This is a genomic window from Pseudoduganella sp. GCM10020061 (genome assembly GCF_042683405.1).
Taxonomy (GTDB): Bacteria; Pseudomonadota; Gammaproteobacteria; order Burkholderiales; family Burkholderiaceae_D; genus Telluria.
The window spans coordinates 353,823-367,324 of record NZ_JBHUJS010000001.1 but is presented as its reverse complement, the minus strand read 5'-3'; the positions used below and the strand labels follow the sequence as shown (position 1 = coordinate 367,324).

Annotated in this window: 11 protein-coding genes and 1 tRNA gene; 4 read left to right on the top strand and 8 right to left on the bottom strand. The window is 69.2% G+C overall.

The window, feature by feature from the left end; translation table 11 throughout:
- The first annotated feature begins 132 nt into the window (after positions 1–132).
- Genes ACFSQR_RS01600 through ACFSQR_RS01585 form a run of 4 tightly spaced genes read left to right on the top strand, consistent with a single transcriptional unit; the run spans position 133 to position 4,905 of the window.
- Complete coding sequence (locus ACFSQR_RS01600; protein ID WP_377727361.1) at positions 133–381, top strand: acyl carrier protein; 249 nt, start codon at positions 133–135, stop codon at positions 379–381.
- On the top strand, positions 382–1,278 hold the full coding sequence (locus ACFSQR_RS01595) for a hydrolase 1, exosortase A system-associated (RefSeq protein ID WP_377727358.1): 897 nt from the start codon (positions 382–384) through the stop codon (positions 1,276–1,278). It abuts the gene before it with no gap.
- On the top strand, positions 1,260–2,516 hold the full coding sequence (locus ACFSQR_RS01590) for a glycosyltransferase (RefSeq protein WP_377727355.1): 1,257 nt from the start codon (positions 1,260–1,262) through the stop codon (positions 2,514–2,516). The genes ACFSQR_RS01595 and ACFSQR_RS01590 overlap by 19 nt, the downstream gene beginning before the upstream one ends.
- Positions 2,517–2,520: 4 nt before the next feature.
- Entirely contained in the window at positions 2,521–4,905 is a 2,385-nt protein-coding gene (locus ACFSQR_RS01585; RefSeq protein ID WP_377727352.1) for a hypothetical protein, read from the top strand.
- On the opposite strand, the gene prsK is transcribed toward ACFSQR_RS01585, so the two are convergent.
- The 8 genes from prsK to ACFSQR_RS01545 form a co-directional block, all read right to left on the bottom strand.
- On the bottom strand, positions 4,841–6,889 hold the full coding sequence (gene prsK / locus ACFSQR_RS01580; protein ID WP_377727349.1) for an XrtA/PEP-CTERM system histidine kinase PrsK: 2,049 nt from the start codon (positions 6,887–6,889) through the stop codon (positions 4,841–4,843). The genes ACFSQR_RS01585 and prsK overlap by 65 nt on opposite strands.
- Positions 6,886–7,926, bottom strand: coding sequence for an SDR family oxidoreductase (locus ACFSQR_RS01575; protein WP_377727346.1), 1,041 nt, complete (start codon positions 7,924–7,926; stop codon positions 6,886–6,888). The genes prsK and ACFSQR_RS01575 overlap by 4 nt, the downstream gene beginning before the upstream one ends.
- Positions 7,923–9,212 (bottom strand): nucleotide sugar dehydrogenase, encoded by a 1,290-nt coding sequence (locus tag ACFSQR_RS01570; protein WP_377727343.1) that lies wholly within the window; start codon positions 9,210–9,212, stop codon positions 7,923–7,925. Before ACFSQR_RS01570 ends, ACFSQR_RS01575 begins: the two co-directional genes overlap by 4 nt.
- Before the next feature lie 134 nt (positions 9,213–9,346).
- Entirely contained in the window at positions 9,347–10,030 is a 684-nt protein-coding gene (locus tag ACFSQR_RS01565; RefSeq protein WP_377727341.1) for an ABC transporter ATP-binding protein, read from the bottom strand.
- Positions 10,023–11,240 (bottom strand): ABC transporter permease, encoded by a 1,218-nt coding sequence (locus ACFSQR_RS01560; protein WP_377727338.1) that lies wholly within the window; start codon positions 11,238–11,240, stop codon positions 10,023–10,025. The genes ACFSQR_RS01565 and ACFSQR_RS01560 overlap by 8 nt, the downstream gene beginning before the upstream one ends.
- A gap of 1 nt (position 11,241) precedes the next feature.
- The gene (locus ACFSQR_RS01555) at positions 11,242–12,498 is read right to left on the bottom strand and encodes an efflux RND transporter periplasmic adaptor subunit (RefSeq protein WP_377727336.1); all 1,257 of its coding nucleotides are present in this window, start codon (positions 12,496–12,498) and stop codon (positions 11,242–11,244) included.
- A gap of 134 nt (positions 12,499–12,632) precedes the next feature.
- Positions 12,633–13,055 carry a hypothetical protein gene (locus ACFSQR_RS01550; protein ID WP_377727334.1) on the bottom strand — a complete coding sequence of 141 codons (423 nt, stop codon included), beginning with the start codon at positions 13,053–13,055 and terminating at the stop codon, positions 12,633–12,635.
- A gap of 246 nt (positions 13,056–13,301) precedes the next feature.
- Positions 13,302–13,377: transfer RNA gene (locus ACFSQR_RS01545), tRNA-Arg, on the bottom strand.
- Positions 13,378–13,502: the final 125 nt, after the last annotated feature.

The following is a 13,502-nucleotide window of genomic DNA, read 5'->3' as shown; positions in this document are numbered from 1 at the left end:
CACAGCGTTGACCGCCCTCAATCGGCGACCCGCCGCTGCCGTAGACCATCGTGCGCCGCACCATGTACCATGTGGACTTCGGGGCGGGCCCGCGTTTCGGCTGCCTGCCCCTTCCCACAATCCGGAGCACGAATGTATCTCGAAGAAGTCAAATCCATCCTCGGCGAAGTGCTGAGCCTTTCCGAACCTACCCTGCGCTCGCTTGACGAACAATCAAGCCTGCTGGGCACCCTGCCCGAGCTGGACTCGATGGCGGTGGTGAACCTGATCGCGGCGCTGGAAGAGACGTTCGGGATCACCGTGGAAGACGACGAGATCGGCGCCAGCACCTTTGCAACCCTGGGCAGCCTGGCCGGCTTCGTGCGAGCAAAGATGGCGTAAATGGCCGCCCCGCCGGAGTCGCCCGGTAGACCATGCCCCGGCGGCGCGTCCGACGCGTCCTACCGCGAGCAGGCAGTCCTGATCGACTGCGAGGGCGACACGCTGGTCGGCATCGCCAGCATTCCGGCCCGGCCCGGCCCGCGCGGGATCCTTGTCATCGTCGGCGGCCCGCAGTACCGCGCCGGCAGCCACCGCCAGTTCGTCCTGCTGGCGCGCGACCTGGCGCAGGACGGGATTCCGGTACTGCGCTTCGATTACCGCGGCATGGGCGACAGCGCCGGCGGCATGCGCAACTTCGAACAGGTCGGCGCGGACATCGCGCGCGCGCTGGACCAGTTTACCGCCACCGTCCCCTCCCTGCAGGATGTCGCTGTCTGGGGCATGTGCGACGGCGCCGCCGCCGCCGCGTTCCATGCGCCGCTCGACCCGCGCGTGGTGGGCATGGTCCTGCTCAATCCCTGGGTGCGCACCGACGGCGGCATCGCCCGCACCACGCTGCGTCACTATTACCGCGCGCGCCTGTTCGACCGCGCACTGTGGGGCCGCATCCTGCGCGGCCGTTTCGACTATCGCGCCGCCCTGCGGTCCCTGGCCGGGCTGCTGTCCCAGGCAGCCGGCGGCACGCGCCGCGCGGGCGGCAGCCAGCCTGCGCTGCCCGACCGCCTGCTGTCCAGCCTTGCAGCCTTTCCGGGACGGATCCTGGTGATCCTCAGCGGCCAGGACCTGACGGCCAGGGAGTTCATGGACCTGGCAGGGTCCTCCGCAAAATGGAAGCGCGCGCTCGGCCCCCACCGCACCGGCTGGCGCCACCTGGAGGAAGCCGACCACACCTTCTCGTGCCGCGCATGGCGCGACCAAGTGGCGCGCTGGACGCGCGAATGGGTCCGGTCATGGTGAAGAGCGTGCTGATGATCGCTTTTCACTACCCGCCCATGCGCGGCAGCAGCGGCATCCAGCGCACGCTGAAATTTTCACAACACCTGCCGCAGGAAGGCTGGCGGCCCTTAATGCTGTGCGCCTCGCCGCGCGCCTACCACGATCACTGCGAGGACCTGTCCAGCGAGATCCCGCCCCAGGCGGTGGTCACGCGCGCCTTCGCGCTCGACACCGCGCGCCACCTCTCCGTGCTGGGACGCTACCCGCGCTGGTTCGCCCTGCCCGACCGCTGGGTAAGCTGGCTGCTGGGCGCAGTGCCGGCCGGACTGCGGCTGGTGCGCGTGCACCGGCCGGCCGCGATCTGGTCCACCTACCCGATCGCGACCGCCCACCTGGCCGGCCTGGCGCTGCGCAAGCTCACCGGCCTGCCCTGGATCGCCGACCTGCGCGACCCGATGACGGACGATGCCTACCCGCCCGACCCGCTGACCCGCCGCGTGTACCGCTGGATCGAGCGCCAGACGGTCGAACAGTGCGCGGTGGCGGTATGCACCACGCCCGGCGCCCTGCGCGCGTATGCAACGCGCTACCCGCACGTGCCAGCGAGCCGCTTTGCGCTGATCGAGAACGGCTTCGACGAAGAGAGCTTCGCGGCGGCGCCCCCCGCCGCTGCCGCGGATGGCCAGCCGTTCACGCTGGTCCACAGCGGCGTGATCTACCCGTCCGAGCGCGACCCGGCCGCGCTGTTCACGGCGCTGGCGATACTGCTGCGGCGGGGCGCGATCGCCGCCGGCAGCTTCAGGCTGGTCCTGCGCGCCACCGGCCACGACTCCCACTTGCGCACTCTGGTGGCGCAGGCGGGCGTGGAATCGGTGGTGGCCCTGGAGCCGCACATCCCCTATACCGCGGCGCTGGCGGAGATGCTTTCCGCGAGCGGCCTGCTCGTGCTGCAGGGAGCCAGCTGCAACGACCAGGTGCCGGCCAAGATCTACGAATACTTCCGCGCGCGCCGTCCGGTCCTGGCGCTGACCGATCCTGCCGGCGACACCGCGGCGACGATGCGCAGCGCGGGCATGGACACGATCGCGCCGCTGGACGATGCGACTGCCATCGCGGCAGCACTGGAGAGCTTCATCGCCCGCGCGCGCGCAGGAACCGCACCGCTGGCGTCGGCCGAGGCTATCGCGGCGTGCTCGCGGCGCGCGCGCTCCCGCGAGCTGGCGCGCCTGCTCGCGAAAGTCACGGAGCCGGGGGACTGATGCCATGGGCCCTGCCGCGCTCCGGATCGCCGGCCTGGCCCTGCTGGCCTGCCTGCTCATCGCAGCGGCACATTACCCGGCCGACCCGCTCATCGTCTGGCCCGCGCTCGGCGGTTACGCGCTGCTGATCTGGTGGCGCCCGCGCGCATGGCTGTTCGCCGTGCCCGCCCTGCTGCCGGTGTTCGACGCCGCACCGCACACCGGCTGGTTCTACCTGGGCGAGATCGACCTGCTGCTGCTCGCCACCGCCGCCGTCGGCTACCTGCGCACCGCGCGCGATGCGCCAAAGGCGATGCTGCCGCGCCCGGTGGCAGTCGCGCTCGCGCTCTTCGCCGCCGCATGGACCGCGAGCATGGCGGCAGGACTGCTTCCGCTGCAGCCCGCGGACGCCAACGCCTTCGCCGGCTACTTCAGCTCGTGGAACGCCCTGCGCGTGTATTCCGGCTTTGCCTGGGCCGTGATCCTGCTGCCGCTGTTCCTGCGCACCGCAGGTGACGGCATGCACAGCGTCGGCGCCTGGTTCGTCCCCGGCATGCTGGCGGGGATGGGCATGACGGCGCTCACCGTGGTGTGGGAGCGCGCCATGTTCCCCGGCCTGCTCAATTTCGCGGCCGACTACCGCCCCACCGGCCCGTTCTCGTCGATGCACACGGGCGGCGCCGCGCTCGATGCCTACCTAGCGCTCTCGCTACCGTTCATCGGCCTGTGGCTGGGTGCTCCCGGCGCGCGGCTGCGGCATCTGGCGGCGCTGGGACTGCTGCTGCTCGGCTGCTACGCCAGCTTCGCGATCTTCTCGCGCGACATGTACCTGGCCTTCGCCGGCGCGGCCCTGGCTGCCGGCGGCCTGGCTGCCGCGCATCGCCTGCGGCGCGGCGCCTTCGACGTTCGCGCCCTGCTGCTGGCAGCGGGTCTGCTGGCACTGACGGCGACGGTGTTGTTCAGGGTATTCGCCACTTCCGGCTACCGCGGTCTGGGCGCATCGATTACGTTGATGGTCGCGGCCATGATTCTCTCGGCCAGCCCGGCGCGCCTCGCCGCGCCGGGGGCCGCCGTCGCCGGAGTGCTGGCGGCGGGCATGCTGGCGGCGCTGCTGGAAAAAGGCTCCTACATCGCCGTTGCAGTCTCGGCGCTCGCATTCGGCGCGGGAGCGCCGCTGCTGTATGGGGCGCGCAGCAGGAACGGCGCGGCGCTGCCGGTGGCCGCGTTTGCCGCGCTGGCAGTCGGCGCGGCGGCAGTCGCCCACCACTGGGGCGGTCCGGATGCCGCGCCCCCTGCGCTGGCGGTGGCGGCGCTGGCGGTCACGATCGTGGCGGTGAGCCAGATGACGCCTCGTACCCTGTGGCAGCCGCGCGCGGCCATCACCGCCACCCTGTTCTTTGCCGTCGTGCTGGCCACGCTGATACCGGCCGCCGCCAGCTACTACCTCGGCACCCGCTTCGCCACCACCGCCGGCGACCTGGACGTGCGCGTGCGGCACTGGACCGGTTCGCTGGCGATGATGGACCGCGATCCGGCCACTTCCCTGTTCGGCATGGGACTTGGCAGCTATCCCGAGGCCTACTACTGGCGCAACAGCGCCGGCGAGACGCCGGGCAGGTTCAGCTTTGTCGATACCGGCGATGCCAACCGCTTCCTGCGCTTGGGCGTCGCCCGCTACCAGGCCGGCTACGGGGAGGCGCTGCGCATCCTGCAGCGCGTGGATGCGCCAGCCGGTGGCCGCTACCTGTTCAGCGCCGATGTCCGCCGCAACAGCGCCAAAGCCGTCCTGCAGGCGGCCGTGTGCGAGCGCTGGCTGCTGTACCCGCAGAACTGCTCCGCCGCGCACATCCGGCTCGGCCCGCCGGGCGACGAGTGGCGGCACTACAGCGTGATCCTGCGCGCGGTCCCGGCCAATCCTTCCATCGGAATCCTGCAGCCGCCCACCCAGCTGGAACTGGCGGCCGCCGGGTCCGAAGGCGGCATCGATATTGACAACGTGAGCCTGGTCGACCTGTCCACGCGCGAGGAACTGGTGCGCAACGGCGCGTTCTCGCGCGCGAATGAAGGCTGGTTCTTCAGCAGCGACCGCAGCCACCTGCCGTGGCACGCCAAGAACGTCGTGGTGCATATCGTGTTCGAGATGGGCTGGGTGGGGCTGGCGGCGGCGGTCTTCGTACTCATCACCGCCGCAGGCGTGCTCGCGCGACGCGCGCTGCGGGGTGACGCCAGCGCCCTGGTGTACGTTGCCGCGCTCACCGGATTCCTGATGGTCGGCCTGTTCGACAGCCTGTTCGACGTGCCGCGCCTGACGCTGGCGTTCTTCCTGGTGCTGATCGTTGCCTGTGCTACGCCGCGTCCGCCCCGCCGATCCGGCCAGCCTCGTGCAAGGGCAGCGCAATCCGGAAAGTAGTGCCGCACAGCGGCTGGCTCGACACCTCCAGGCGGCCGCCCAGCTCGCGGATGTACTCCCGGCTTTCGAACGCGCCGATGCCCATGCCCGCAGCCTTGGTGCTTTCGAACGGCTTGAACAGGCGCTCGCGAATGAATTCCTCGCTCATCCCGGCCCCGGTATCCGTCACCTCCACCAGCGCTTCGCCACCGGCCGTGCGCAGGCTCACCGCCACCCTGCCCTCCTTGGGCGTCGCCTCGATGGCATTCTGGATCAGGTGGCCGACCACCCGCTCCAGCCGTTCGGCATCGGCCAGCACTGCCGCGTCGCCTTCGCAGGCCAGCACGGGACGCGGCTCGAAGGCCGCCTTGAGCGCCACCGCGCGCCCGAGCAGTTCCGCCATCGACAGCGGGCCGGTTCGTTCCAGCGCGCCCCCGCGGCTCAGCCTTTGCAGCAGCAGCTTCATCTTGCGCACCGAATGCGCGACCGTCTCGGCCATATCGCGCTGGAACTCCGGATTGGCGCTGTGCGTCTGCGCATTGGAACTGAGCAGCGACAACTGCGAGACCAGGTTCTTGAGGTCATGCACGATAAAGGTGGACATCCGGTTGAACGATTCGAACTGGCGCGCCACCATCAGCGCATCGGCCGCCTCCTGCTGCGCCAGGTGGCTGGCGGCCTGGCTGCCCGCAATCTTGAGCAGGTCGATCACCTCCCAGTTCAGCGCGATCCTGCTGCGCGGCTCCAGCAGCAGCATGAAGCCGGCCAGGCGCCCGTGCAGCACCAGCGGCACGACCAGTCGGGCGCGAGGCAGGGCAGCGATCGCCGCCGGAATCGCGAGGCCGTCGTACGCGCCCGGCGAGGCCGCCAGCTCGCGCAGGTCGACCACCCACTGGCGCGCCTCCAGGAACATACACAGCGGATCGCCAGCAGGCAGCGCCTCCTGCGCGGGCGTGGTGTTGATGTGCGCCGCCAGCTCGAACCTGCTGTCATCGCGGCGAACCCACAAGGCGCCGCCCGGACTTTCGACCAGCGCGCCGAGCGCATGGATCGCGCGTTCCGCGACACCGTGCCCGTGCTCGGACAAGGCGCGCGTCAGGCGCATCCACTCTTCGCGGTAGTCATAGTGGTAGGTGTAGAAGTGCTTGCTGATGAAGACCTTGAGCCAGGCGCGGAACGAGCCCGAAAACAGGATCACGGCCAGCAGGACCCCGGCGCCGAACAGGAACGCCAGCTGCATCACCGGCCCCCAGCGCCCGCCGAAATAGCGCAGGAAGTAGCCCGCGGTCCCCATCAGCAGCAGGTAGACCGCGCAACCGGCCAGCGCCGCGGAGTGGAACAGCATGCTGCGCGACACCGACAGGCCGGTCGACCACGACGCGCTGCGCGCGACCGAGATCGCGAGCAGCGGCGCGCACAGGGCCGCGCCGAAGCCGCGCGCCGCCCAGATGTCCGGATTCACCCCGCGCAGCAATGCCGCGTCGCTGTACATGTAGAAGTCGAACACGAACATCGCCAGGATCGCCATGCAGGCAAACTTGATCGCCCACCGCTGCTGCGCGGTCTTGTTGCGGTACAGGTGCTCCACCAGCAGCATGCCCAGCACGGCGAATCCCAAGCGCGCCAGCACCAGCGCCTGGGTCCCGGCCAGCTGCGCCACCGGCTCGCTCACCTCGCGCAGTCCCGCCGCCAGCGCGTACAGCGCATACGCGGCGGCCACCGGGATCAGGATGCCCCGCTGCTCGCCACGGTAGCCCAGCAGGATGAAGAGGAAGGCAGTCCAGGCCGCGCCGCGTACCGCTTCGAGCAGGTCCGCCACGGCCGTCCACGGCGCGCCCAGCAGCGCCGCCGCAGCGCAGGCGGCAGCCCAGGCGCAGGTGCACATGCAGGCAAGGGCGAGCATGCGGCCGTGCGGGCGGCCGCGCCAGACCGTCGCCACTGCGGCGGCGAGCAGCAGGAACGCCAGCGCGGCGCTACCGTAGCTCCATCCCGCGACCGGGTTCATAGATGGCGCACGTACCAGTCCAGCGCTTCGTGCAGCCCGTCCCTGAGGTGGTAGGTGGGCGCGTAGCCGAGCAGCGCCTGCGCCTTGGAGATGTCGGCCTGCGAGTGACGCACGTCGCCCGCGCGGAAGGGGCCGAAGCGCGGACTGTGCGTCGCCGCATGCGGCATGCGCCGCGCCAGCAGCTCGCGCATCAGCTCATACAGTTCCAGCAGCGTGGTGCGCTCGCCCAGCGCGATGTTGTACACCTGGTTCAGCGCGTCCGGCGAGTGCACGGTGGCCGCCAGCAGGTTGGCCTGTACCACGTTGTCGATGTAGCAGAAATCGCGGCTGGTTTCGCCATCGCCGTTGATGACCACCTCGCGCCGGCCGATCATCGCCGCCAGCCACTGCGGAATGACCGCGGCATAGGCGCCGTCCGGGTCCTGGCGCTGGCCGAACACGTTGAAATAGCGCAGGCCGACCGTATCTATGCCATAACAGCGGTGGAACACGTCCGCATACAGTTCGTTGACGTACTTGGTGACGGCGTACGGCGACAGCGGCCGGCCGATCAGCTGTTCGACCTTGGGCAGGCCGGGATGGTCGCCGTAGGTGGAGCTCGATGCCGCGTACACGAAGCGGCGCACGCCCGCGTCGCGCGCGCTGGCCAGCATGTTGACGAAGCCGCCCACGTTCGTGGCGTTGGTGGCGATGGGGTCCTCGATCGAACGCGCGACCGACCCCAGCGCGGCCTGGTGCAGCACGATCTCCACACCCTCGCAAGCTGCCCTGCAGTCCTCCAGCGACCGGATGTCGCCTTCGATGAAGCGGAATCCGGCCCATTGCGCTTCGCCCGTCGCCGCGCGCACCTGCTCCAGGTTGTGGCGGTAGCCGGTCGCAAAATTGTCCAGCCCCGTCACGCGCTGGTCCAGCGCCAGCAGCGCCTCCACGAGATTGGAGCCGATGAAGCCGGCCGCCCCCGTGACCAGCCAGTGGTAGCGGCGCCCTTCCAGCTCGCGCCGGATGTAGCCGTACCGCCGGGCGAGGCGGCTGTTCACAGGCGCCAGACCGAAAAGCCGGCCGCACGCAGCGCCTGCCGGTCGAAGCGCGCCTTCACGTCGATGAAGCAGCCGCCCTCCTTCAGCTTGTCCTGGTAATCGGACAGCGGGCGCTCCAGCAGCTCCTTGTGCGACACCGCCGCGATGATCGCCTCCGCCCGCGGCAGGCTCTCCCAGCGTTCCAGCTCGATGCCGTATTCGTGCAGCGCCTCCGCGCCCGGCGCGACCGGATCGTGCACGTGCACCTGCACGCCGTAGGTACGCAGCTCGCTCACGATGTCCGCCACCTTCGAATTGCGCAGGTCCGGACAGTCCTCCTTGAAAGTGAGGCCGACCACGTTCACGCGCGCGCCTTTGACGTTGAAGCCCGCGCCGATGATCGCCTTGACGGTCTTCTCCGCCACGAACTTCGCCATGCCGTCGTTGATGCGCCGTCCTGCCAGGATCACCTGCGGGTGGTAACCGATCATCTCGGCCTTGTGCGTGAGGTAGTAGGGGTCGACGCCGATGCAGTGGCCGCCCACGAGGCCCGGCCGGAACGGCAGGAAGTTCCACTTGGTGCCTGCCGCCTGCAGCACCTCCAGCGTATCGACCCCGATGCGGTCGAAGATAATGGCCAGCTCGTTCATGAGCGCGATGTTCAGGTCGCGCTGCGTGTTCTCGATCACCTTGGCCGCCTCCGCCACCTTGACGCTGGACGCGCGGTACACGCCGGCCGTGACGACCGATTCGTACAGCTGCGCGACCGCCTCCAGCGTCGCCTCGTCGTCGCCCGAGACCACTTTCCTGATCGACGTGAGCCGGTGTTCGCGGTCGCCCGGATTGATGCGCTCCGGCGAAAAGCCGATGTGGAAGTCCTGCTTCCACATCATCCCGGACTCCCGCTCCAGGATCGGGATGCACACTTCCTCGGTCGCGCCGGGATACACGGTCGATTCGTACACCACGATTGCGCCGCGCTTCATGTGCCGCCCGACCGAGCGCGACGCCCCGGCCAGCGGCGTGAAGTCCGGATTGTGCGCGATGTCCACGGGAGTGGGCACCGCGACGATGATGAAGTCCGCCTGCGCCAGCGCGGCCGGGTCGGTGGTCACTTCCAGGTGCTCCGCCGCGCGCAGCTCGCCGGGATCGACCTCACCGGTCGGGTCCACGAAGTTCCGGTAGTTCCGGATCTTCTGCTCCGACAGGTCGAATCCGATCGTGCGCTGCCTCTTGCCGAATTCGACCGCCAGCGGCAGCCCGACGTAGCCCAGCCCCACCACCGCGACCACCTTTGACTTGTCCATGCGCCGCCCCCGTCAACGAGAAATGCACGCAACGTGCCTCGTCGATTCTCGGCCATGGAGAGCGCAGGCTAATGAGCTACCACAAACGCGGCCGGATCCGGACCCTGCGCTCGCGCAAGGTCGCGCCGGGAGACTCAGGCCACGATGCGCCCGTCCACCAGTTCCACGATGCGGTCGCAGCGCTGCGCGAGCGCCATGTTGTGGGTCACGAACAGGAAGGCGGTGCCGTTCTCGGCGCTGACGCGGCGCATCAGGTCGAACACGGCGGCGGCGGACTTGGTATCGAGGTTGCCGGTCGGCTCGTCCGCCAGCACCAGCGGCGGGTTGAGCGCCAGCGCGCGCGCGATCGCCACCCGCTGCTGCTGCCCGCCGGACAGGTTGTTGGCCAGGTGGTCGCGCCACTCTGCCAGCCCGACATGCTCGAGCAGCTGCAGCGCATGTTCGCGCATGGCCTGGTCGGGGCGCCCGCGCTCGAGCAGCTCGGGCATCATCACGTTCTCGAGCGCGGTGAAGGCGGAGATCAGGTAGTGGTACTGGAATACGAAACCGATGCTGTGCCCGCGCATCCGGGTCAGCGCGTCGTCATCGAGCGTGGCCGTGTCGTGGCCGTCGATGAACAGCCTGCCCCCGCTGGGCCGGTCCAGCAGGCCGATGATGTTCAATAAGGTGCTCTTGCCGGAACCGGACGGCCCCATCAGGGCGACGAACGCGCCGTGCGGCAGGCGCAGGTCGATCCCGTGCAATACCTCGGTGGCCGCCGGCGTGCCCACGCCGTACGACTTGGTGATGCCTTCCAGGCGCAGCACGTCCTCAGCCACGGATCGCCTCCACCGGTAGCATCCGGGCCGCGCGCAACGCCGGCGTGACCGCCGCCACCAGGCCGGTAAGGGTGGCCAGCAGCGCCGTCAGCAGGTACAGGCCCGGGCTGATCTGGAGCGCGAACATCGGCGTGCCGTCCGGATTCCTGGCCAGCATCCGCCAGGCTGCCACCAGCAGCGTCGCCATGGCCGAGCCGGCAACCGAGCCGAGCAGGCCGACGATCGCCCCCTGCAGCAGGAATACGCGCATGACCTGGCCGCGCGAGCCGCCCATCGCGCGCAGGATTCCGATCTCCTTGGAGCGCTGCACCACCGACACCACCAGCACGCTCGCGATCCCGGCCGCCACCGACAGTCCGACGAACACGCGGATCGCCTGGCTGGTGATCTTTTGCGCGTTCAGGCCGAGGAAGAACTGGTTGTTGCTGGCTATCCAGCTGAGCGCCTCCAGCCCGGTCTGGTTGGCCACCGAGCGCGCGATGATCTCGGCGTCGAACGGGTCGGGCACGGTCAGGTTGATGCTGGAGACGCCGCCGGTCAGCCCCAGCAAGTTTTGCGCGGTCGCCAGCAGCACGTAGATGGCGCGCTGGTTGGCGCCGCGGCTGCCCAGGTCGACGATGCCGGAGATGTTCAGCGTGACGGCGCGGCCGGCCGCCGCCTGCAGGCGCAGCTTGTCGCCCAGCCGCAGGCCCAGGTCGCTGGCCAGCGTCTGGCCGATCAGCACGTCGGTGGTGGTCATGCGGTAGCTGCCGGCCACGATCTTTTCCGGCAGCGGCACGATGCGGGCGTACTGCTCGGGGTCGATGCCGGTCACCGAGACCGACTGGCTGCTGGCGCCGCGCACCACGAACGCCGGACCGCTGACGGTGGGCGCCACCGCCAGGATGTCGCTGCGCAGGCGCACCTCGTCGCGCACCTTCTGCCACTGGTCGATCACGTCCGGGCGCGGCGACGGCACCTGCAGGATGGCGGCGCCGGCCTGTCCGTGCTCCGGCTGGCGCAGCGGGCGCGCCGCCTCCTGCGGCCGTTCGAGCACGATGTGCGGCTGCGAACTCAGCACGCGGCGGAACAGGTTCCCCTGCATCCCGGTCAACAGCGCCGACATGAACACGATGACCGCCACGCCGATCGCGGCGGCGACGATGATGAACAGCGACTGCATCCTGCCCTCGCGCAGGAAGCGGACCGCCGCGATCCATTCGAACGGCATCTCACCCTCCCCGCCGGCGCTCGTTGGGCGCCGACCGGACCGGCCGGATCCGGCTGCCATCGGCCAGCGCGGCATTGGCCGCCGGCGCCACCAGGTCGCCCGGCTTCAGGCCGGCGATGATTTCGGTATTCCCCGAGCCGCTCACGCCGGTCGTCACCGGCTGGCGCCGCAGCCTGCGGCCGTCGAGCTTCAGCACCCAGGGCTCGCGCCCGGCGCTGTCGCGCAGCGTCTCGGTCGGCACCACCACCGCGTTCGCGCGCCGCGCGACCTCGATATCGACCGACACCGTCATGTCCTGGCGCAGGTAGGGCGGCGGCTTGTCGACGTCGAACTTGACCTCGACCGAGCCGCGCTGCGGATCGACCGCCGGGTTCACATAGGCCAGGCGCGCGGCAAAGCGTCCTGCCGGATACGCATCGGCCGAGGCCAGCGCCTTCTGGCCGATGCGCAGCAGCGCGATGTTTTTTTCATCGATGTCGACCACCAGCTGGGTGCGGCCGCGCGGCGAGAGCACCATCAGCACCTTGCCCGGCTGGACCACGTCGCCACGCTCGGCGTTGCGGGCGATCAGCACGCCGTCGACGGGCGCCACGATGGTGGTATAGCCGAGCTTGACCCTGGCCATCTGCAGCGCGGCACGGGCCTGCGCCAGGTTGGCGCGCGCGATCAGCACGTCGCTGCCGTCCCCGGCCATGCTGCGTGCCTGCGCGCGCGCGCTGGCGGCCTGGCTCTCCGCCACCGCCAGGCTGCGCTGGGCCTCGTCGAGGGCGGCCTGGCCGACGTAGCCCTGGGCGAACAGTTGCTGACTGCGCTCATACTGCCGGCGCGCGTTGCCGAGATTGGTCTCGGCCTGGCGCAGCGCCTGCTCGGCAACCGGCAAACCGAGCTGCTGCACCTGCAGCAAGCGCGCCTGCGCCTGGCTCACGGCAGCGCGCGCCTGCTCCACTGCAGCGCGCGCCTCGTCGTGCTCGAGTTCGATCAGGACCTGGCCCTTCTTCACCGCCTGCCCCTCGGCCACTGGAATGGCCGCGATCGCGCCGGTCACCTGGCTGCCGATGTCGACCCGCAGCGGCGTCTCGACGCGGCCGGTTGCCACCACCGTCTGCACCAGCTCGCGCCGCTCCACCGGATAGACCCTGACCTCGGGCCCGAACAGCAGCGGGCGCGCGGCGTATGCGCCTCCCAGCAGCAACGCCAGCGCCAGTGCGGCCGCGCGGCCTTTATGCCTGATCCTGCCGAGTTTTTCGCCAATCGACATCTGCACTCCCGTGCTGAGGCCAAAGGTATCCCATGTGCTGGAATATACGCTTTCCGGCGGCGCGAGGCAGGAGCGGAAGTTGTCGGAATGATGATGATCGCGTGGCGCGGCTGGCTCGGATCAAGAACCAGCGTTCAGCGCTTGGCCCTCCGTGCGGGGATCGACACCATCGATGGCTTGCTCGGGTCGGGGACGTAACTCATCTTCATATCGCCGGCCTCGCCCTGGTTGAATTCCATCGTCACATTGCCGTCGCCGGAGACGAACTTGTTCTTCGACACGGCCCTGAGCCGCATCGACGGTTGGGTGTCGATGGTCGCGTCAATATAATCGGGCTTGCCGCGCACTTCCAGTTGCCAGCCATTCTCCATGTCATAGTTGCCGGCAATCTGCTTGACCTCGTCGGGCATGAGCCGGACCCCTTTTTGTGCAGGCGTCACTTTCACGGTCGAGATCGGCGCCGTATCGGGTGGGGGATAGGCCTGGGTTTGCGCACCGGCGCTCGCAGCAAGCGCCAGCAGACAGGCGGGAATGATGGTAGTTGTTAGTCGTCGCATGATCATTCCTTCACAAAGAGAGTTCTTTGGGCAGACGTCGCGCCGACTCGGCCTCGTGGCGGGCGTCGGATGCCGCAAAGCCGGTATTGCACTTGCGGTATTTCAGTCTAGGCTAGCGCCGATTACAAACAAGGGACGCGGGCGCGGCATCACGAAACTGTCTCGAAATGGGAAAAATCAGAACCGGGCGACATGAGGCGGGCAGCGGTGGCCGCTGTTGCGTTTTCTGCCTGGAAAGGTGAAGTGTGGCGCGGCTGGCTGGGATCGAACCAGCGACCCTTGGCTTCGGAGGCCAATACTCTATCCACTGAGCTACAGCCGCGCGGGGGTGTTGCGGAGAGATGCGAAGGATACATTCTTTCCGCACACCCGTCCATGAAAAGCGTGGAAAACCCGGCCAAACGCGTTCCCAGGCAATATGATTGCGTCTATAATCATAGGTTTGGC

Coding starts and splice junctions, on each gene's coding strand:
- ACFSQR_RS01550 (WP_377727334.1), bottom strand. CDS start 13,055: ATGCGACGACTAACAACTACCATCATTCCCGCCTGTCTGCTGGCGCTT.
- ACFSQR_RS01585 (WP_377727352.1), top strand. CDS start 2,521: ATGGGCCCTGCCGCGCTCCGGATCGCCGGCCTGGCCCTGCTGGCCTGC.
- ACFSQR_RS01595 (WP_377727358.1), top strand. CDS start 382: ATGGCCGCCCCGCCGGAGTCGCCCGGTAGACCATGCCCCGGCGGCGCG.
- ACFSQR_RS01555 (WP_377727336.1), bottom strand. CDS start 12,498: ATGTCGATTGGCGAAAAACTCGGCAGGATCAGGCATAAAGGCCGCGCG.
- prsK (WP_377727349.1), bottom strand. CDS start 6,889: ATGAACCCGGTCGCGGGATGGAGCTACGGTAGCGCCGCGCTGGCGTTC.
- ACFSQR_RS01560 (WP_377727338.1), bottom strand. CDS start 11,240: ATGCCGTTCGAATGGATCGCGGCGGTCCGCTTCCTGCGCGAGGGCAGG.
- ACFSQR_RS01570 (WP_377727343.1), bottom strand. CDS start 9,212: ATGGACAAGTCAAAGGTGGTCGCGGTGGTGGGGCTGGGCTACGTCGGG.
- ACFSQR_RS01600 (WP_377727361.1), top strand. CDS start 133: ATGTATCTCGAAGAAGTCAAATCCATCCTCGGCGAAGTGCTGAGCCTT.
- ACFSQR_RS01590 (WP_377727355.1), top strand. CDS start 1,260: ATGGGTCCGGTCATGGTGAAGAGCGTGCTGATGATCGCTTTTCACTAC.